Here is an 18193-nt window from a genome sequence, read left to right on the forward strand (position 1 = left end):
CTGCCCCCAAGAATAGCCCTACAGGTCCGTCCATGCATGTCCTCATGCTCTGCAAGCGGCAGTACACCGGAAGGGATCTGCTTGATGACCAATACGGAAGATTGTACGAACTGCCAGAGGGTCTGGCCCGTCATGGCTTCGTGGTCAGTGGCATCACCCTGAGCTATCGCCTGCGGACAGAACGGGAGCATCGATCCGCAGCGGGCGTGCATTGGAAATCGCTCAACGTCAGACCCAAAGGTCTTCTTGCCCTGCCGGGTTCCATCCGGAACATCCACCGACGCAGACCGATAGATGTCGTGTTGGCAGGGTCGGACGCACCCTGCTGCGTTCTTGGCAGGAAGATCGCAGAACATCTCGGCGTCCCCTATGTGCTTGATCTGTACGACAACTACGAGAGCTTTGGACTGAGCCGTATCCCCGGCGTAACCACTGCCTTTAGGAGCGCATGCGCATCGGCAAACGGGATCAGCGTGGTCACTCACACGCTGGCCGACTACCTTCGCCCCATCGTCAACCCACGCTCGCCCATTCAGGTGATTGGAAACGCGGTGCGAACCGATATCTTTCGCTCACTCGACAAACAGGAATGCCGGAAGGCGCTGCGCCTGCCAGCGCACGCACGCTTGATCGGTTGTGCCGGTGCTATAGATGAAAGTCGGGGTATCGCCGACCTGTTCCAGGCATTCCTACAGCTGGCGGAACAAGACCCCGAACTTCAATTGGTGGTTGCCGGCCCCGGGGATGGAACAGCCGAGCGCTTCGCGCACCCCCGCCTGCTGGATATGGGTGTATTAGATTGGAAGCGCGTACCGATCTTGCTCAATGCGCTGGACGTGGCCATCACCTGCAATCGGGACTCGGCTTTCGGTAGGTACTGCTACCCGCTCAAGCTCGCCGAGAGCCTGGCGTGCCGTACGCCGGTGGTCGCAGCCGCTATCGGAGACGCCAGCGTATTGGTGGACAATGTGTCCACCTGTCTCTATTCGCCCGGAGATAGCCGTGGCTTGGCTAGGGCCATCAGCCACCAACTCTTCAGCCCAAGGCACCCCGCTTCAGTAGAGATCTACGACTGGAGTCATCGGGCAACGACTCTGGCGGACCTGCTCATCCGAACGGTGGCGAGGGCAGCCCCCCCTCACTGAGGAGGCTTCGCTGGAGATGCCATCGGGGGAGCAGTCTCTATTCCCAACTGATTCGCGGCCTGTCTGGCCACTGCAGCCTGCTGAAGGTGGCCTTGGCGCTCCATCGTGGAGATCATCTTCCGCACATAATCGGGCGAGTCCAAGCTTTGCTCTACGGCCTTTGCGAAAGCCCAATTGGCCATTGCTGGATTACCCGCATGGGTCAGGGCGTAGTCACCGAACTGAGCGTAACTGCTGGGCGGCAAGGTGGTGCGATCGAACAATACGCCAAAGGCCTCCATCAGTCGGCCATCATCCAATTCAAAACCCTCGTAACGACTGTTCATGAGCGAAAACAGTGCACCTCGTACCTCTGGGGCAATAGGCTGTCGTCGCAGCTTGCCTATCAGTCGCTGCCACCACGCATCCGGCACCGGGCGCCTCGCCTGGGTCGCCGCCAGGATCAGTCCCTGGTCGCTGATCACCGAGCTGCCCGGTAGAGCGGCAGAGCGCTCGAACTGACTGATGGCCAGGTCTACAAAGGGAGAATCCGGATATCCGTCAGACATCTCCAGATAGATCGCACCCAGATCGTTAGCTGCGCGTGCCGAGCGCGGATTCTCCACCACCAGGTCAGAAGCAAGCAGCAGAGGATCGCCCCATATACTGGATCGGATCAACGATGTGCCTGACAGAAGTACGACAATCGCAGCCACAACCGCCCAACGAACGAGAGGCGATCCAGCACGAATGTTGACCGTGATCGCAGTCACAGCCCAGAGGATACCTAAAAGTGCAAGGTAGTTGCGATGCTCGAAAATCAACTCAAGGCCGACGACGTTGCTGGTCAGCAGATGGGAAACAAAGAACCAGAGTACCCCCAGGCAGAGTAGCGGCGCTCTGCGTCTCAGAACAAAAACTACCAGCACAAGCGTCGACAATATCAGGCCAGAGAGCAGGGTCGAAGCCGGATGCAACCAATCATGCGAGGGCTGGAAGTCGTCGTAATAGAACGTCAGCGAAGTCGGTAGCGGCAGGAATACCTGGACCAGGTACATGCACAGGACGCGCATCTGACTCAGTAGACGCTCGTAAGTTCCAAAATCGCGCCCGGGGTAATTGTCAACCCAGTAGGCCGGGGCCACGATGAAGAGGAACCCGCCTATCGCCAAGATCACGGCCATGACGCAGAGCGACTTCCAAAAACGCATCACTTGCGGCGAGCGCGCTCTGAAACGCAGGACTCCCCACTCCAACAACACGCCATAGGCAGCGACCAGGGCGCCCGACTCCTTGGCGAGCACTCCCAGCAAAGCGAGCGGCAGACATGCAACGAACCAAGGCCATGCGCGGCGCCCCTGCATCTGCTGAGTACGTGCCCGTAAATAGCACAGCAGCGTACCGAGCATGAAGGTCGCCGCAAGCGTTTCCATCCGCTGCACGACATACAGCACGCTCGAGATCTGCAGCGGGTGAATAGACCATATGAACGCCACGACAAAACTGATGCGCAGCGCGACAGTCGGCGTTGCGACCTCCAAGAGGACCAAGATCTGGCGGGTCAGCAGCAGCACGAGCACAACGTTGACCAAGTGCACGAGCACGCCGATCAGCTTGTAGCCCCAAGGATCCAGCCCCCCCAAAGCGTGATTCAGCGCGAAGCCAACCATCGACAGCGGCCTGGCGCCCAACAGGCCGCCAGGTTCGAACGAGGTCGCCGCCTGAAAGAGCGCCTGCCACGTCAACGAATCTGCATGGATAGCGCTGTTTTCAACGATCGTTCCGAAATCATCAAAGAGGAAGGGCCCACGCATGCCGGGCCAGTAGATGCCGGCCACCAGCAACAGGACAGCCGCCAACCACAGGTAGGACGATGCGAACAGGCGCATTGTGCGTGTGTCATTCAGAGGCAGCGCCATCAGTTGCAGTCGCGAGGCCGGGCGTAGGAGGGGATATCCGCATCAACCTTACACTGCCAGACGCCTGACGCATTGCGTGCAATCTGCACCGTCTTTCCGTTGATGATCGGATTGCCCTTGAGGCGGCAGCGGATGCTTCCTGTCTCCGACGAATCCATGCTCATGATGCAGCGTGCAGTGCTGGACTGGAGGCCGATATCAGCCAACTGAAAAGTGGTTATGTTATTGGCAAGTATCTGTGATTCGAACATGGTACGGCCGCCGGCCACCTCAGCCAGTCCCGCTGTTACCTGCGATTTCGCCACGAACATCTGGTACGCAGGCACGGCAACGGCTGCCAGAACTGCGACAATCGCAACCACGATCATCAGCTCGATCAACGTAAAACCACGCTCCCCAAGCATGGCGCCTCCCCTTGGATACTCTTGATTTCCTATGATGAAGAACGAAGAAGGGGGCGAATCCGCCCCCTTTTTCTAACGCCTGCGGGCCCGCTATCAGCAGCCGGCCGGCTTGTAGTCAGCCAGCTTGGCCGATGCGGTGCAGTTCCAGGCACCGGAAGCGTTGCGGGTGAGGGTGACGGTTTCGCCGACGACCTTCGGGTTACCCTTCAAGGTGCAGACAATCTTCTGACCAGAAGCATCGCTCCAAGCGCCGCTCGGCGCAATGCCGCAACGCGGGGTGTTGGAGTTCAGGCCAAGGTCAGCCGCCACCGGGCTACCAGTTTTGGTGCCCGACTGGATGCCTTCTTCGAAGGCAGTCACGCCGCCGCGGATGTCGGCCAGGCCGGCAGTGACCTGCGACTTGGCGACGTAGTTCTGGTAAGCCGGCAACGCAATGGCGGCCAGGATCGCGATGATCGCGACGACGATCATCAGTTCGATAAGGGTGAAGCCCTTCTGGTTCTTCATCATGGTACATCCCCAAGATAGTGGTGGTTGATTTCAGTACACAGGTAACGAGCCGGTGTCGCCGGTTGAGCGGGTCCTGTGCCCTGCGGGTGGATCAACGCAGGTTGCGTGCCAACCCCGGCACGCCTCCCCCTGGATTTCCCCGCGCCCATGATGGCAGCAATTTCGTGGATGGGAACCCCCCATATGCGAATCTGCGATGGACGCGGCAATGTGACGCAGTGCGTCACCTTTGGTCGGCGGCCGGCACGAAATTGCATTCCGGCCCGCCCGGCAACTGCCCAGACGGCAATGAACCCGCTACCATCGACGGCTAGACGCCCGCCTGGGGATGGCGGGTCTTGGGGAGTCCACATGTCTGTCAGTCGCAGTGCGATCAAGAAAGAGCCGGTGGCGCGTGCCACCACGGAACTGCATCCGTTTGTCTGGGAGGGGACTGACAAGCGGGGCGTGAAGATGAAGGGCGAGCAGATGGCGAAGAATGCCAACCTGCTGAGGGCCGAACTACGCCGGCAAGGCATCAATCCGGGAACGGTGAAAACGAAGCCGAAGCCCTTGTTCGGCGCCGCTGGCAGTGCGATCAAGCCCAAGGACATCGCCTTCTTCAGCCGTCAGATGGCGACAATGATGAAATCCGGGGTGCCCATTGTTGGCGCCTTGGACATCATCGCGAGCGGGCATAAGAACCCACGCATGAAAAAGATGGTTGACTCCGTGCGTACCGACATCGAGGGCGGATCTTCTTTGTATGAGGCTGTCAGCAGGCATCCTGTGCAGTTCGACGAGCTCTACCGCAATTTGGTGCGGGCGGGCGAGGGGGCGGGTGTACTTGAAACGGTGCTGGACACCGTCGCTACCTACAAAGAGAACATCGAAGCCCTGAAAGGCAAGATTCGCAAAGCACTCTTCTATCCCGTCATGGTGATGGCAGTAGCGCTCTTGGTCAGCAGCATTCTGCTCGTTTGGGTGGTCCCGCAATTCGAAGATGTATTTAAGGGTTTCGGTGCCGAACTACCTGCCTTCACTCAGATGATCGTCAACCTATCCCGGTTTATGGTGTCTTGGTGGTGGTTGATACTGATCGCTTTGGTTGGAGGCATTGTTGGGCTGATCGCCGCCTACAAGCGCTCACCCAAGATGCAGCACGGGATGGATCGCCTGATCCTGAAGGTACCGGTCATCGGTCAGATCATGCACAACAGCGCCATTGCGCGCTTCGCACGCACCACGGCGGTGACCTTCAAGGCCGGTGTACCGCTAGTGGAGGCGCTCGGCATCGTGGCTGGCGCTACAGGCAACGCTGTGTACGAAGAGGCGGTGCTGCGGATGCGCGATGACGTGTCTGTCGGCTATCCGGTCAACGTATCCATGAAGCAGACCAATCTGTTCCCGCACATGGTCATCCAGATGACCGGTATCGGTGAAGAGGCCGGTGCCTTGGACGCCATGCTGTTCAAAGTGGCTGAGTATTATGAACAAGAGGTAAACAATTCTGTTGACGCCCTGAGCAGTCTGCTGGAACCGATGATCATGGTATTCATTGGTACCATCGTCGGCGGCATGGTCATCGGCATGTACCTGCCGATCTTCAAGCTCGCTTCCGTCGTCGGATAATCACTACATGGCATTTCTCGACCAGCATCCCGGCCTCGGCTACCCTGCCGCGGCCGCCCTGGGGCTGCTGCTGGGCAGTTTCCTCAACGTCGTCATCCTGCGCCTGCCCAAGCGGCTGGAGTGGCAGTGGAAGCGCGATGCGCGCGAGGTCCTGGAAGAACCGGACTTCTACGAGCCCCCACCACCGGGGATCGTAGTCGAGCCCTCGCACTGCCCGCACTGCAAGCACAAGCTGAGCTGGTACGAGAACATCCCGCTGTTCAGCTGGATCATCCAGGGCGGCAAGTGCCGCCACTGCAAGGCGCCGATCTCGCTGCAGTACCCGCTGGTCGAGGCCCTGACCTCGGTGCTGGTGCTGGCCTGCGTCTGGCAGTTCGGCTTCGGCTGGCAGGGCTTTGGCGCCATCGTGCTGACCTGCTTCCTGATCGCTTTGTCCGGCATCGACCTGCGCACCCAGCTGCTGCCCGACCAGTTGACCCTACCCCTGATGTGGCTGGGCCTGATAGGCAACATCGACAACCTGTACATGCCGGCCAAGCCTGCATTGGTCGGCGCGGCGGTGGGCTATCTGTCGCTGTGGATGGTCTGGTGGCTGTTCAAGCAGCTGACCGGCAAGGAAGGCATGGGCCACGGCGATTTCAAGCTGCTGGCCGCCCTCGGCGCCTGGTGCGGGCTGAAGGGCATCCTGCCGATCATCCTGCTGTCGTCGGTGCTGGGCGCCATCATCGGCTCGATCTGGCTGTACACCCGGGGCCGTGACCGCGCCACGCCGATTCCGTTCGGCCCCTACCTGGCCATCGCGGGCTGGCTGTACTTCATGTGGGGCGCGCCCGTGGTCGAGCAGTACCTGGTGTTGAGCGGATTGCGCTGAGGGGAATCCCCATGAGCCGGTATGTGGTGGGCCTGACCGGTGGCATTGCCGCCGGCAAGAGCGAGGTGACCCGGCGCTTCGAGGCGCTGGGCATCGTGGTGGCCGACGCCGATCTGGCCGCCCGCGCGGTGGTTGCTGCCGGCAGCCCTGCCCTGGGCCGCATCGCCGAGCGTTTCGGCGCCGACATGCTGCAGGCGGATGGCAGCCTTGACCGGGCGCGCCTGCGTGCCCACGTATTTGCCGACCCGGCCGAACGGACCGCGCTGGAAGCGATCACCCATCCGGCCATCCGCCTTCTGATGCAACAGCAGTGCGAGCAGGCCACCAGCCCCTACGCGATTGCCGCCATTCCGCTACTGACCGAGGTCGGTGGGCGGACCGCCTATCCGTGGCTGGACCGGGTGCTGCTGGTGGATGCGCCCGAAGCCGTGCAGCACGCCCGGCTGATGCAGCGCGACGGCATCGACGCCGCACTGGCCGACAAGATGATCGCCGCCCAAGCCAGCCGCACGCAGCGGTTGGCACTGGCCGATGATGTGGTGGTCAACGATGGCCACCCGGAAGACCTGCAGGCGCAGGTGGAAGCGCTGCATGAGCGCTATCTCGGGTTGGCTGGGAGCTGAGGCCGGGTTGCCGGCTAGCGGCCGGCACTACCGAACAGCATCCACGCATGGCGTGGATCTACTGGACGGCTCGATTGCCGGCCAGCGGCCGGCACTACCGAAGCGAATCCACGCATGACCGAAACGCATCCATGTGTGGTGTGGATCTACTCCAGCTGCAGGCGCGCATAGCGGGCCAGTTCTCGTGCGCCAAGCAGCAATCCATCTACGACATCCGGGCTGAGCTGCTGGTGGGCACCGCCCTGCTCGCGGGCGGCTTCGGCGGCGTGCAGCACCTGCATGAGTGCATTCAAGCCGGCCAGGGTGCGGCTGAGGCCGGCCATGGTGGCCGCCTGTGCCGGGCTCAGGCCCTGCGCTTCCAGCCGTCGGCCGTCGGCTGCATCGCGCCCGTCCATGCGGGCCAGCAGCGCAGGCAGCAGATCCTTGGGATCATCGAGCAGGGCTTCGATGCGCTCGGCGACGTCGACCGGCAGCAGGTCAGCGGCTTCGCCGATCAGGGCGTGCAGTTGGGGGAACAAGGGGCGTGCGGACATGGTGAATCTCCTCGCAGACGACGAGCCACCTGCGGATGCGAGGTGGCGGACGGTGCGGGTTGGCGTACCGGAGGTCCGACATTCAGCAAAAAGACTCCAGCGGATTCTGATGAATCCCCACGCACCGCCCGCCGAAGCAAGGCACGCGGTGCATTTTCGACGACTGACCGAGGGGCCGTCGAAGATTGCTGAATGTTGGATTTTTTTCAGGACGCCAATCCCGGCCAGGGCACCTGCCCCGGCCGACCCATCTGGCCATCACGCAGCGCTGTGATCTGTAAGGAAATTCTCAAGCCGCAGTTGAGGGTACGAATGCGTGCATGCGGACACGCACGCGGCGTGGCGGCGGTCACGGTGATGTCGTGTTGGGCTTCTGGCCCTGGGTTCCTGCGAGGGGGATTCGGTGGCACAAGCGACACTGGGCGCTATACGGCGCCGGCCGGATTCGTGCCGACCAAGGTCGGCACCTACCAAAGCAGAGCCATTGCCGACCAAGGTCGGCACCCACCAAAGCAGAGGCCCTTATAACGGCTTCGGCGAGAACGTCAGGGTGGCGATCACGCCGCGCTCGCCACCGGGGCGCACGCTCACCTGCCAGCCATACAGATCGCACAGGCGGCTGACGATCGACAGGCCGATGCCACCGCCCTGCGAATGGCCGGCATGCGTGCCGCGATAGCCCCGCTGGAACAGCTTGGCGGCATCCTCTTCGCTCAGGCCCGGTCCGCTGTCGGTCACCGACACCGAATTGCTGCCGACAAAGACGCGCACCTCACCATCCTGCGAGTACTTCACCGCGTTGCCGATCAGGTTGCCCAGCGCCACCGACAATGCGGCTTCCGGCGCATCGATCACCAGGTTGCGTTCGCCTTCCAGCGCCAGTTCCAATGGCTTGCCGCCCAGCTGTGCGCGGTGGGCGTCCAGCAGCTGTTCGGCTACGCGCGCGACGTTGCTGGTGCCCTGCCCGCGTTCGTTGCGCGACAGCAGCAGCAGTGCGCCGATCAGGTCGCTGCACTGTTGTTCGGCGCGCTGGATGCGCTGCAGACGCTGCAGCACCTTCTCATCCAGGCCGGGCCGGGTCAGCAGCAGTTCGGTGGCGCCACGGATCACCGCCAGCGGCGTGCGCAGCTCGTGGCTGACGTCGGCATTGAACTCACGGTCGCGCTGCACCACTTCGGTCAGCCGGGACGAATAATCATCCAGCGCCTGCGCCAGCTGCCCCACTTCGTCATCGGGGAAACGTGGCGCCAGCGGCTCGGGCTCGCTCGTGCCGCCGCGATAGGCACGCAGCCGCGCGGCCAGGTCCGAGACCGGCTTCATCACCTTCGAGGCCGACCACCAGCCCAGCACCAGCGACAACAGGCTGAACACCAGCACAGACAGTACCAGCGCGCGGTTGAGCTGCTGCCCGCCGCGCACGCTGTCGGTCATGTCGTAGGCCAGGAATGCCCAGGCGTCGGGCGTCTTGCGCACGGCCAGCTTGTACGCATAAGGTTGCCCGCGCTCGTCCACCCCGGAGATGTTGTGGTTGCCATCGGGCAGCGCGGCCCAGTCCGGCTCTTCCTCGCGCAACGCCTCGAACTTGTCGGGTTTGACGAGGCGCGCACGCATCTGCTGCACGGGCAGGTCGGGGTTGCGATCCGGGCTCTCGTAGAACCGCCGCACGTACTCGTTGATGTTGCGGTTCATCACGTCTTCCACCAGTTGGTTTTCCACGCGCATGCGGGCCCAGTTGGTGGCGAACGCGAACAGTGTCGTCAGGCAGAAGCCCAACAACACGAACGAGACGATGATGCGGCTGCGCAGGCGCCGCCGATACGGCGAACGCCGGCGCTCCCCCTTGGTTGCCACGGAATCAGGCTTCCGGGGTAGCGATGCGGTATCCGATGCCATGGCGGGTCTGGATCAGCGGCACTTCAAACGGCTTGTCGACCACCGCACGCAGGCCGTGGATGTGGACACGCAGCGAATCCGAATCGGGCAGCTCTTCGCCCCAGACGCGGGTCTCCAGTTCCTGGCGGGTAACCACGGCCGGCGCGGCCTCCATCAGGGCCTGCAGAATCTTCAGCGCGGTCGGGTTGAGCTGCAGCAGCTTGCCCTGGCGACGCACTTCCAGCGTGTCCAGGTTGTATTCCAGATCGCCGGTTTCCAGCACGCGGGTCTGCACGCCCTTGCCGCGGCGCGACAAAGCGTTCAAGCGCACTTCCACTTCCTGCAGCGCGAACGGCTTGATCAGGTAGTCGTCGGCGCCGGAATCGAAACCGGCCAGCTTGTTGTCCAGCGAGTCGCGGGCGGTCAGCATCAGTACGGGGGTCTGCTTGCGCGCTTCGTTGCGCAGCTTGCGGCAGACTTCAATGCCGTCCATGCCCGGCAGGTTCAGGTCCAGAACGATGGCGTCGAACTCGTGGACCACCGCCAGGTGCAGGCCGGTCACGCCGTCGGCGGCGAAGTCCACGGTGTGGCCACGATCCTCAAGGTAGTCGCCAAGGTTGGCGGCGATGTCGCTGTTGTCTTCGATTACGAGAATGCGCACTGGGACCTCTGGTTCTTGAAGGGTCGTCGGGGGGCCAGGCCCACCTGCTCAGGATGCCCCTGTGCGGGTGGACGCGACGTCTACCTGCTGAACGATACAGGTTCCATTCTTAACATTTCGTACCGAAGGGACGACACCGGCAAACGCCCCCGGGGCGAGCGCTCAGCGGCTGATGCGCTGCTGGTCGGTCAGCGCCCGGCGGCTGTCTTCCTGGGCCTTGCGACGCTGGGCCACGGTCAGGCAGACACTGGTCGGCATGTTGCTGCCGGTCAGGCGCTCGCGGCGGCAGATCATGCGGCTGTCGGCCTGGGCGCGGGTCATGATGGTGTTGACGATCTCCTGCTCGTTGAACAGGTCGTTGCGCTCCTGCGGGGCCAGCTCATCCAACTTCTCGCGGCCATTCATCTTGATCCGGATCCGGTTCAGCGCCTGCTGCACGCGGCTCTTGTCCTCCAGCCCGATCTCGCTGTAGTCCTCGCTGCCCATGGCCGTTTCAACGCGGCGGATCTGCTCGGATACCGGGGTGAAGGAATCCATCTGCACGGTGTCCTTCTGCGCCTTGGCCTGCACGGTGGCCACCAGGCCGAGCGACAGCATCAGGGCGAGCGTAGTGGTGCGGTACATGACGAGCTCCATGTTCGTCCATGAATAGGGTCTCGACTTTACGGTTGCGCCGATGCGTCCACAAGGGACGCACGGCAGGGTGACCGATGGCGGCCTGCGACCGGTCCAACCACGGTTACGGCTTGTAGTTGTTGAAGCGCTGGTTGTCGTTGAGGGCCTTGCGGCTGTCTTCCTGCGCCTTGCGGCGCTGGGCCACGGTCAGGCAGACGCTCTGCGGCATGTTGCTGCCGGTGGTGCGCTCGCGGCGGCAGACCATGCGGCTGTCGGCATGGGCGCGGGTCATGATCGTGTTGATCACTTCCTGGTCGTTGAAGATCTCGGTGCGGTCCTGCGGGCTCAACTGCTCTACCCGTTCGTGGTCGCCCATCTTGATCTTGATACGGCCCAGCGCCTGCTGCACACGGCTTTTGTCTTCCAGCCCGATCTCGCTGTAGTCCTCGGTGTTGATCGCCGTCTCAACGTTGCGGATCTGTTCGGCCACCGGTGCGTTGGCGTCGAACTTCACCTGCCCTTTCTCGGGCTTGGCGCGCGCGGTGGTGGCCAGTGCCAGGCCCAGCATCAGGGCGAAGGGGGTCATGCGCTGCATTGTTACCTCCAGGTTCTTCCATGAGTGGAACACCGACCCTGCGGTGCCACCGACACGCCGTTACGGCACCCCGGTGGACCGAAAGGCGGTGCGGTCAACGCCCGGCGGGCGGTGGGCTGAGCGTGTTGTAGCTGCGCTGGTCGTTGATCAGCGCCTTGCCTTTCTCTTCGATCCGGCGCCGTTCGGCCACGGTCAGGCAGCGGCTCCTGGGCATGTTGCTGCCGGTGGTGCGTTGGTACCTGCAGATCTGCCGGCTGTCGTCATGGCCACGCGCCATCAGGGTGTTGATGCGTTCCTGCTCGTTGAAGACCTCGGCCTGCAACTGCGGCGGCAGCTCCTGCACGGTCTGGCGTTCGCCCATGTGCTGGCGGATACGCGACAGCGCCTGCTGCACCTGGCCGCGATCCTCGGCAGACAGTTCGGCATAGTCGGGGGCAGCCAGCGCGGTTTCCACCTGGCGCATCTGCTCGGCGACCGACCCCTGCCGGTCCATCTGTACAGCGGTTTTCTCCGGCTTGGCGGCAACAGCGCCAGACAGGCCCAGCAGCAACGCGATCGTCATGATGCGGTACATCGCCAACCTCCCGATCCATCCCGGAACGAAGGGCCAACTCTACGACCGTCACGCGGCCTCCACAAGAGACCTTGGGCACAGAGCCGACAGGCATAAAAAAGGCCCAGGCGGTGCACCCGCCTGGGCCTGAAGTCGTATCCCGATACCGATCCTGCTGAGAGGCAGAGCTGCGGTTCGCTGAAGCCTACGCCGGCGCCGATTAAAGCCTCGTTAAAGCCCCGGATCATTTACCCATGAGAATCACAACCCCATGAATAATCAAGGCTTTTTGATCTTCTCTACGTGTTCGATGATGCGTGTGGCCACGTCCACACCGCAGGCCGCTTCGATGCCCTCCAGCCCCGGCGTGGAGTTGACCTCCAGCACCAGCGGGCCGCGCGCGGAGCGGATCAGGTCCACGCCGCACACCGACAGGCCCAGCGCCTTGGCCGAACGCACCGCCACCTGCTGCTCGGCGCGACTGGCCTTGGCCGCCACGGCGGTGCCGCCAGCGTGCAGGTTGGAGCGGAAGTCACCCTCCGGTGCCTGTCGCTGCATCGACGCCACCACCTGGTCGCCCACCACGAAGCAGCGCAGGTCGGCGCCCTTGGCCTCGCCGATGAATTCCTGCATCAGGAAGTTGGCGTACAGGCCGCGCAGCGCTTCGACAATGCCGCGCGAGGCACTGGCCTTTTCGGTCAGGATCACGCCGCGACCCTGGGTGCCCTCATTGAGCTTCACCACATGCGGCGGCGGGCCAAGCATGGACAGCAGATCGACGGTGTCATCGGGGTTGTCGCCGAACACGGTAACCGGCATGTCGATGCCCTTGGCCGCCAGCAGCTGGTGCGCGCGCAGCTTGTCTCGCGAACGCAGGATGGCATCGGACGGATTGGGCGTGCGTGCGCCCATCAGTTCGAACTGGCGCAGCACGGCGGTGCCGTAGCGGGTGATCGAGGCACCGATGCGCGGAATGACCATGTCCACGCCGGTCATCGGCCGGCCCTTGTAGTGCATGGAAAAGCCATCGGCGGCGATGCGCATGTAGCAGCGCAACGGGTCGAGGATGCGCACGGTGTGGCCGCGCGCGCGCGCCGCCTCGACCAGCCGACGGGTGGAATACAGGGAGCTGTTGCGGGACAGGATGGCGAGCTTCATCGCGGAGGGATCGGTCGGCAGGCGCGCAGCATAGCGCGGGCGTGTGGCGGGCGGATGATGCCCGTCGTCGACGATCTCGAGCGTTGTGGATGAAGCTTCAGCTGTCCCGTTCAGCACTGACCTGGAAGCCACGGGCCGCTTCGCCCAGCGCCGCCACGCAGGCCATCTGCAGGGCAGAATTGCTGAACGCCTGCTGGTAGATCTGCTCGAGCAGTTCCGCGGCCTTGGGACCACCGGCACGCCCCAGCGCGCGCACGGCTTCAAGCTGCTTGTTCGAGCCGACGCCGGCGGAAAGAAAGATCCGATGGATGCGCTCGACGACGTCGTTCCGGCAGTTCATGGAAGGCAGCTCCTGATCAGTATCCGCTCACGCTAGTTGCTCAGTGCGGGCCTGCCCATGGGAAAAGTTTGAAGCGTTACGCGCCCCTCCGCAGCGCCTCTAGGAGTTCTACGAAAATGTCGCTTTCGGCTGGAAGCAGGCGAGCGTGCCGATCACCATGGAAGCCCCTCCCAAAGCGGAAATCCCGATGTCGAAAATGGAGCAACTTGCACAGAAGCTGCAGCAGTCCGCACACGCGGAGCAGGCCAGGGCCGCCGCTGTCGAAAAGCAGTACCAGGACTGGATCCAATCGCTGCATGTGTTGTTCGACACCCTCGAACTGTGGCTGCAAGCGTTGGTGCAGGCGCAGGTGGCCACGCTGCGTCGGGACACGGTCACCATCACCGAGAATCCGTCATCCGGGGAACTGAAAACCTACGCGGCCCCCGCACTGACCCTGAACGTCAATGGCAAGGCCGCCGCGATCAAGCCTCTTGCCCGCTTCTGCTTCGGCTGCCAGGGACGGGTGGATATTCTGGCCCGGGAAAACCAGTGGCACCTGACACGGCACTTGGAGCCGGGCGAGGTCTGGTACCTGCACACGCATGATCGCGCCCAGGGACGCGTGCTGGACGCGGACGCGTTGGCCGCGGTGTTCGCGGCGTACTGAGGCGGTCTGGAGGGACCTGCGCGGCGGAAAGCGGCGCGGTCTTGAAGGATGGAGCGGGCGATGGGAATCGAACCCACGTCAGTAGCTTGGGAAGCTACAGCTCTACCATTGAGCTACGCCCGCGTTGCGGTGGAAAGTCTATGCGCTGGGGCCGGTGTTGCGCAATGGTGCCCCCGCATCAGAGCGGGGCCGGATCCCCTTCGTTCCCGAAAGGGCTCCGGCCCCGCCTGGTTTCTGCTTAGAAGCTGCCGCTGAAGTTGGCGAACAGCGTCGCGTCCTGGGCACGCTTCTGCCCGGCCGAAGCGCTCAGGCCGAAGTTGCTCTGCAGGCCGAACAGCTCGGTACGGGCACCCAGCACCACGGTGGCGTAGTTCTTGTCGAAGTTCAGGCCCGGCACGCGATAGCTGCCCAGTTCCGGCAGGGTCTGCAGCCATGCGCTGGCCTGCTTGGTGTCTTCGAACTCGTGGTCGTAGGTCACCTGCGCGTACGGCTTGACGGTGCCGCCATCGAAGCGGGCCTGCCAGCCGATGCGGCCGACGGTCGAATCGACGTTCTGGCGGTCGTAGCCCAGTGCGGTGGCCAGGGTGCCGGCCGCAGCGCTTTCGGTGTAGCCATCGATCTTCACCTTCTGCCAGATCACCGAAGCAATCGGGCCGTGGCGGAAACCGCCTTCGGTGCCGAACTCGTAGCCGGCGTTCAGCGCGGCGGTCAGGTTGCTGCCGTCCGGCGAACCGCCGTGCTCACGAGTGGCCGGGCCCAGCTGGACCTTGCGGTTCACGTCATAGGACAGCCAGGTGTAGCTGACCTGGCCATTGATCCAGATGCGGTCACCATACCAGCCGGCGAACAGACCGGCAGTGGTGTCCTTCTGGGTGAAGTCGCCACGGCTGTTGCCGAAGTCTGCGTTGAGGCGGCCGAAGCCGGCGAAGCCGCCGAACACCATGCCGTCGCGTGCCCAGTCGATACCGAACAGGCCGGCGGGCGCCAGGCCGTCGTACAGGTCGGCATGGTCATAACGCTGCAGGTCACCGCGCACGCCGCCCCACCAGGACAGGCCATCGGCCGGGCGACCACCCAGGTGCATGCTGACCTGGTCGGCACGCGAACGGCCGATGGTCTGGGCCGAATGGCTCAGCACCTGCTGCAGACGCGGGCCTTCCAGCACCGAGACAGCATACTGGCCCAGCAGCTGATGGCCGGCGGTGGTCGGATGCACGCCGTCGGCGAACAGGTAGGTGTTGGCTGCATCCGGGCTGACGTAACTGGTCGGGTTGCAGCCGATGATGCTGGCGGTGGAGTTGTTCGGATCGATCCTGCAGGCGGTGCTGGTGACGTTGGTGAAGCCGTACATGCCCGGATTGGCAGTCACTTCGCGCAGGATGCTGAAGGTATCGAGCGGAATGAACTCGATGCCTGCCTGCTTCAGGCCACCGTACAGCGCCTTGTTGTAGCCGGCCGACAGTGCGGTGGCGGCGGCGGCATTGGGGCCGCGGAACTGCGGGGTGATGCCCACATCCGGCAGGTTCGGTACCAGCACGTACTGGGCACCAGCCTGCTTCAGCGCACCTACCAGCGCGATCTGGTCGGTGACCGCTGCGCCGATGATGCCCTGCACCTGGGCCTGCGACGCGCCACCTGCCGCCGCACGGGTGGCCGCAAACAGATCATTGGCGCCTCCCCATACGGTGTACAGGGCGTTGCCGTCAGCCTTGCCACCGTTCGCGGCAAGGTAGCGGGTTGCTTGCGACTTCAGCGACGGAATCACGCCCAGGCCACCGGCCTCGTCCACCGATACCCGGGCACCGCCCACGGCGTAGTTATCGCCACTCTGGCCGTTGCCGTTGGCACCCCCGTTGAGGCCGTAGTAGTTGGCGACCTGCTGTGCCCACACCCAACCCGGGTTGGTGGTGAACTGGCCGGTGACCGGCTGAACGCCCGGATCGAGCAGCGGCCGGAAATAGCCGGCGTCGGTGAGGCTGTCGCCGAAGAACACGGCCTTGGAATACGGACTTTCGCCTGCCATGGCCGGCAGCGCGGCGAGTGCGATCGCAGCCGCCATCAGGGAGCGGATCGGGTGTTTGCTGAGCTGCATCTAGGAACTCCTGTGGGGTAAATAGGTTGGAATCCGGCACACGTACGCCGGCGCACGGTCAATGGTTTCACCGGGCCGCCGTTTGCTCACGCTGCGCCGCCGCATGGATTGTCGCCTGAGCACGCCGAAGCCTGCTGTGCTGGAGCTGGCGCCCCGATCAAATTGCAAACGTTCCGATCACGAAGGGCTATAAGCGACAATGCAGGCATGAACATCCAGCTCAACGGCGAACCCCGCACCCTGCCCGCCTCGGCGACCCTTCACGACCTGCTCGAGGCCGAGCAGCTGCTGCAGCGCCGGGTGGCAGTGGAGGTCAACGGCGAGATCGTCAGCCGCAGCCGCCATCGCGAGCATGTCCTGGCTGAAGGCGACATTGTCGAGATCGTGCACGCGCTGGGTGGGGGCTGAGGCCTGTCCGGGTTTGCCGGCCAGCGGCCGGCACTACCCATGCCGATCCACGGCCGGCACGCCATTGCGTGATCCCATCTTCAGGCGGATAGGCGATAATCGCGCCATGAACGTTCATGTCTCCCCCGATTCGCTGGTGATCGCCGGCAAGACCTATGGCTCGCGGCTGCTCACCGGCACCGGCAAGTTCAAGGACCTGGAAGAAACCCGCCTGGCCACCGAGGCTGCTGGCGCCCGGATCGTCACCGTGGCCATCCGCCGCACCAACATCGGGCAGAACCCGGGCGAGCCGAACCTGCTGGACGTGCTGCCACCGGAGCGCTTCACCATCCTGCCCAACACCGCTGGCTGCTACACCGCCGAAGACGCGGTGCGTACCTGCCGCCTGGCCCGTGAGCTGCTGGACGGCCACAACCTGACCAAGCTGGAAGTGCTGGGCGACCAGAAGACCCTGTACCCGGACGTGGTGCAGACCCTCAAGGCCGCCGAGCAGCTGGTCAAGGACGGCTTCGAGGTGATGGTCTACACCTCCGACGACCCGATCCTGGCCAAGCGCCTGGAAGAGATCGGCTGCGCCGCAGTGATGCCGCTGGCCGCGCCGATCGGTTCGGGCCTGGGCATCCAGAACAAGTACAACCTGCTGCAGATCATCGAAGACGCCAAGGTGCCGATCATTGTTGATGCCGGCGTGGGCACCGCGTCGGATGCGGCGATCGCGATGGAACTGGGCTGCGACGGCGTGTTGATGAACACCGCCATTGCCGGTGCGCGCAACCCGGTGCTGATGGCCACTGCCATGCGCAAGGCAGTCGAGGCCGGCCGCGAGGCTTTCCTGGCCGGGCGCATCCCGCGCAAGCGCTACGCCAGCGCATCCTCTCCGGTGGACGGGCTGATCGGCTGATGACCAATCCTTTTGACAGCGCCGGCTCCAAGGCCCCACCCAAGCCCTTCACCGTAAGCGAGGGCCGCCGCGAGGTGCGCAGCTTCGTGTTGCGCCAGGGACGTTTCACCCCCGCCCAGCAGCGCGCGTTCGACGAACGCTGGCCGCGCTTCGGCCTCGACTACACCGGCCAGCCGCGTGACCTGGATGCCACCTTCGGCCGCCCGGCACACAAGGTGCTGGAAATCGGCTTCGGCAACGGTGCCGCGCTGCGCTTCGCCGCCCAGCACGATCCGTCGCGCGACTACATCGGCATCGAAGTGCACGCCCCCGGCGTGGGCCGGTTGCTGAACGCGCTGGCTGAGGACAATGCCGACCACGTGCGCCTGTACCACCATGACGCGGTGGAAGTGCTGCAGAACGAGATCGCCGATGGCGCGCTCGATGAAGTGCGCATCTACTTCCCGGACCCGTGGCACAAGAAGCGCCACAACAAGCGCCGCCTGCTGCAGCCGGCATTTGCCGAGCTGCTGGTGCGCAAGCTGCGCCCGGGTGGCCGCCTGCACTGCGCCACCGACTGGGAAGACTACGCCGAGCAGATGTGGGACGTGCTTGACGCGACTGCCGGCCTGGTCAACCGCGCCGGCCCGCGTGGCAGCGTGCCGCGTCCGGACTGGCGCCCGCAGACCCACTTCGAGACCCGCGGCCAGAAACTCGGCCACGGCGTCTGGGACCTGCTGTACGACCGCACCTGATGATCGCCTGAGGACGCCGC

The 18193-nt window shown here is 63.8% G+C and carries 20 protein-coding genes and 1 tRNA gene; 8 read left to right on the forward strand and 13 right to left on the reverse strand.

What is annotated here, in order from left to right; genetic code table 11:
* Nucleotides 1-32: 32 nt before the first annotated feature.
* The gene (locus AC10QF_RS11355) at nucleotides 33-1145 is read left to right on the forward strand and encodes a glycosyltransferase family 4 protein (protein ID WP_494542224.1); all 1113 of its coding nucleotides are present in this window, start codon (nucleotides 33-35) and stop codon (nucleotides 1143-1145) included.
* On the opposite strand, the gene AC10QF_RS11360 is transcribed toward AC10QF_RS11355, so the two are convergent.
* From AC10QF_RS11360 to AC10QF_RS11370, 3 genes are all read right to left on the reverse strand, one after another.
* Entirely contained in the window at nucleotides 1139-3013 is a 1875-nt protein-coding gene (locus AC10QF_RS11360; RefSeq protein ID WP_494542225.1) for a hypothetical protein, read from the reverse strand. The genes AC10QF_RS11355 and AC10QF_RS11360 overlap by 7 nt on opposite strands.
* Nucleotides 3014-3042: 29 nt before the next feature.
* Complete coding sequence (locus AC10QF_RS11365) at nucleotides 3043-3447, reverse strand: pilin (RefSeq protein WP_253136424.1); 405 nt, start codon at nucleotides 3445-3447, stop codon at nucleotides 3043-3045.
* Nucleotides 3448-3540: 93 nt separating this feature from the next.
* Nucleotides 3541-3954 carry a pilin gene (locus tag AC10QF_RS11370; RefSeq protein WP_032975177.1) on the reverse strand — a complete coding sequence of 138 codons (414 nt, stop codon included), beginning with the start codon at nucleotides 3952-3954 and terminating at the stop codon, nucleotides 3541-3543.
* A gap of 354 nt (nucleotides 3955-4308) precedes the next feature.
* Here AC10QF_RS11370 and AC10QF_RS11375 point away from each other — a divergent pair, with 354 nt between their 5' ends.
* The 3 genes from AC10QF_RS11375 to coaE are packed head-to-tail and all read left to right on the forward strand — an operon-like array spanning nucleotide 4309 to nucleotide 7062.
* The gene (locus AC10QF_RS11375; RefSeq protein WP_253136425.1) at nucleotides 4309-5568 is read left to right on the forward strand and encodes a type II secretion system F family protein; all 1260 of its coding nucleotides are present in this window, start codon (nucleotides 4309-4311) and stop codon (nucleotides 5566-5568) included.
* A 7-nt stretch (nucleotides 5569-5575) separates the two neighbouring features.
* Nucleotides 5576-6439, forward strand: a complete 864-nt coding sequence (locus AC10QF_RS11380) for a prepilin peptidase (protein WP_005418626.1) — start codon at nucleotides 5576-5578, stop codon at nucleotides 6437-6439.
* 11 nt (nucleotides 6440-6450) lie between these two features.
* Nucleotides 6451-7062 carry a dephospho-CoA kinase gene (coaE, locus tag AC10QF_RS11385; protein WP_494542226.1) on the forward strand — a complete coding sequence of 204 codons (612 nt, stop codon included), beginning with the start codon at nucleotides 6451-6453 and terminating at the stop codon, nucleotides 7060-7062.
* Nucleotides 7063-7208: 146 nt separating this feature from the next.
* Here the strand turns inward: coaE and AC10QF_RS11390 are convergent, their stop codons facing one another.
* The 8 genes from AC10QF_RS11390 to AC10QF_RS11425 all read right to left on the reverse strand — a co-directional run bounded on the left by AC10QF_RS11390 (nucleotide 7209) and on the right by AC10QF_RS11425 (nucleotide 13389).
* Nucleotides 7209-7595, reverse strand: coding sequence for a hypothetical protein (locus AC10QF_RS11390; RefSeq protein ID WP_065196692.1), 387 nt, complete (start codon nucleotides 7593-7595; stop codon nucleotides 7209-7211).
* 522 nt (nucleotides 7596-8117) lie between these two features.
* Complete coding sequence (locus AC10QF_RS11395; RefSeq protein ID WP_069139309.1) at nucleotides 8118-9488, reverse strand: sensor histidine kinase; 1371 nt, start codon at nucleotides 9486-9488, stop codon at nucleotides 8118-8120.
* On the reverse strand, nucleotides 9451-10128 hold the full coding sequence (locus AC10QF_RS11400; RefSeq protein WP_005410804.1) for a response regulator transcription factor: 678 nt from the start codon (nucleotides 10126-10128) through the stop codon (nucleotides 9451-9453). Before AC10QF_RS11400 ends, AC10QF_RS11395 begins: the two co-directional genes overlap by 38 nt.
* A 162-nt stretch (nucleotides 10129-10290) precedes the next feature.
* Complete coding sequence (locus AC10QF_RS11405; RefSeq protein ID WP_005418645.1) at nucleotides 10291-10752, reverse strand: hypothetical protein; 462 nt, start codon at nucleotides 10750-10752, stop codon at nucleotides 10291-10293.
* Between the two features lie 115 nt (nucleotides 10753-10867).
* The gene (locus tag AC10QF_RS11410; protein WP_494542227.1) at nucleotides 10868-11338 is read right to left on the reverse strand and encodes a hypothetical protein; all 471 of its coding nucleotides are present in this window, start codon (nucleotides 11336-11338) and stop codon (nucleotides 10868-10870) included.
* Nucleotides 11339-11432: 94 nt separating this feature from the next.
* Nucleotides 11433-11912 carry a hypothetical protein gene (locus AC10QF_RS11415; RefSeq protein WP_494542228.1) on the reverse strand — a complete coding sequence of 160 codons (480 nt, stop codon included), beginning with the start codon at nucleotides 11910-11912 and terminating at the stop codon, nucleotides 11433-11435.
* A 258-nt stretch (nucleotides 11913-12170) separates the two neighbouring features.
* The gene (gene rimK, locus AC10QF_RS11420; RefSeq protein WP_005418651.1) at nucleotides 12171-13049 is read right to left on the reverse strand and encodes a 30S ribosomal protein S6--L-glutamate ligase; all 879 of its coding nucleotides are present in this window, start codon (nucleotides 13047-13049) and stop codon (nucleotides 12171-12173) included.
* Nucleotides 13050-13146: 97 nt separating this feature from the next.
* The gene (locus tag AC10QF_RS11425; protein WP_005418653.1) at nucleotides 13147-13389 is read right to left on the reverse strand and encodes a hypothetical protein; all 243 of its coding nucleotides are present in this window, start codon (nucleotides 13387-13389) and stop codon (nucleotides 13147-13149) included.
* Nucleotides 13390-13534: 145 nt separating this feature from the next.
* Between AC10QF_RS11425 and AC10QF_RS11430 the strand changes: the two genes are divergently transcribed.
* Complete coding sequence (locus tag AC10QF_RS11430) at nucleotides 13535-14038, forward strand: hypothetical protein (RefSeq protein ID WP_494542229.1); 504 nt, start codon at nucleotides 13535-13537, stop codon at nucleotides 14036-14038.
* A gap of 49 nt (nucleotides 14039-14087) precedes the next feature.
* Here the strand turns inward: AC10QF_RS11430 and AC10QF_RS11435 are convergent.
* A tRNA-Gly gene (locus tag AC10QF_RS11435) sits at nucleotides 14088-14161 on the reverse strand.
* Between the two features lie 115 nt (nucleotides 14162-14276).
* On the reverse strand, nucleotides 14277-16097 hold the full coding sequence (locus AC10QF_RS11440) for an autotransporter domain-containing esterase (protein WP_026347045.1): 1821 nt from the start codon (nucleotides 16095-16097) through the stop codon (nucleotides 14277-14279).
* Nucleotides 16098-16337: 240 nt separating this feature from the next.
* Between AC10QF_RS11440 and thiS the strand changes: the two genes are divergently transcribed.
* The 3 genes from thiS to trmB all read left to right on the forward strand — a co-directional run bounded on the left by thiS (nucleotide 16338) and on the right by trmB (nucleotide 18173).
* On the forward strand, nucleotides 16338-16538 hold the full coding sequence (gene thiS, locus AC10QF_RS11445; RefSeq protein ID WP_019660184.1) for a sulfur carrier protein ThiS: 201 nt from the start codon (nucleotides 16338-16340) through the stop codon (nucleotides 16536-16538).
* Nucleotides 16539-16644: 106 nt separating this feature from the next.
* Nucleotides 16645-17439: a thiazole synthase gene (locus tag AC10QF_RS11450; protein ID WP_494542230.1), complete on the forward strand. Its 795-nt coding sequence runs from the start codon at nucleotides 16645-16647 to the stop codon at nucleotides 17437-17439.
* Complete coding sequence (trmB, locus tag AC10QF_RS11455; RefSeq protein ID WP_019660186.1) at nucleotides 17439-18173, forward strand: tRNA (guanosine(46)-N7)-methyltransferase TrmB; 735 nt, start codon at nucleotides 17439-17441, stop codon at nucleotides 18171-18173. The genes AC10QF_RS11450 and trmB overlap by 1 nt, the downstream gene beginning before the upstream one ends.
* Nucleotides 18174-18193: the final 20 nt, after the last annotated feature.

The organism is Stenotrophomonas maltophilia complex sp. Om-AH-Sm3, assembly GCF_059337855.1.

Coding starts and splice junctions, on each gene's coding strand:
- AC10QF_RS11355 (WP_494542224.1), top strand. CDS start 33: ATGCATGTCCTCATGCTCTGCAAGCGGCAGTACACCGGAAGGGATCTG.
- AC10QF_RS11360 (WP_494542225.1), bottom strand. CDS start 3,013: ATGCGCCTGTTCGCATCGTCCTACCTGTGGTTGGCGGCTGTCCTGTTG.
- AC10QF_RS11365 (WP_253136424.1), bottom strand. CDS start 3,447: ATGCTTGGGGAGCGTGGTTTTACGTTGATCGAGCTGATGATCGTGGTT.
- AC10QF_RS11370 (WP_032975177.1), bottom strand. CDS start 3,954: ATGAAGAACCAGAAGGGCTTCACCCTTATCGAACTGATGATCGTCGTC.
- AC10QF_RS11375 (WP_253136425.1), top strand. CDS start 4,309: ATGTCTGTCAGTCGCAGTGCGATCAAGAAAGAGCCGGTGGCGCGTGCC.
- AC10QF_RS11380 (WP_005418626.1), top strand. CDS start 5,576: ATGGCATTTCTCGACCAGCATCCCGGCCTCGGCTACCCTGCCGCGGCC.
- coaE (WP_494542226.1), top strand. CDS start 6,451: ATGAGCCGGTATGTGGTGGGCCTGACCGGTGGCATTGCCGCCGGCAAG.
- AC10QF_RS11390 (WP_065196692.1), bottom strand. CDS start 7,595: ATGTCCGCACGCCCCTTGTTCCCCCAACTGCACGCCCTGATCGGCGAA.
- AC10QF_RS11395 (WP_069139309.1), bottom strand. CDS start 9,488: ATGGCATCGGATACCGCATCGCTACCCCGGAAGCCTGATTCCGTGGCA.
- AC10QF_RS11405 (WP_005418645.1), bottom strand. CDS start 10,752: ATGTACCGCACCACTACGCTCGCCCTGATGCTGTCGCTCGGCCTGGTG.
- AC10QF_RS11410 (WP_494542227.1), bottom strand. CDS start 11,338: ATGCAGCGCATGACCCCCTTCGCCCTGATGCTGGGCCTGGCACTGGCC.
- AC10QF_RS11415 (WP_494542228.1), bottom strand. CDS start 11,912: ATGTACCGCATCATGACGATCGCGTTGCTGCTGGGCCTGTCTGGCGCT.
- rimK (WP_005418651.1), bottom strand. CDS start 13,049: ATGAAGCTCGCCATCCTGTCCCGCAACAGCTCCCTGTATTCCACCCGT.
- AC10QF_RS11425 (WP_005418653.1), bottom strand. CDS start 13,389: ATGAACTGCCGGAACGACGTCGTCGAGCGCATCCATCGGATCTTTCTT.
- AC10QF_RS11440 (WP_026347045.1), bottom strand. CDS start 16,097: ATGGCGGCTGCGATCGCACTCGCCGCGCTGCCGGCCATGGCAGGCGAA.
- thiS (WP_019660184.1), top strand. CDS start 16,338: ATGAACATCCAGCTCAACGGCGAACCCCGCACCCTGCCCGCCTCGGCG.
- AC10QF_RS11450 (WP_494542230.1), top strand. CDS start 16,645: ATGAACGTTCATGTCTCCCCCGATTCGCTGGTGATCGCCGGCAAGACC.
- trmB (WP_019660186.1), top strand. CDS start 17,439: ATGACCAATCCTTTTGACAGCGCCGGCTCCAAGGCCCCACCCAAGCCC.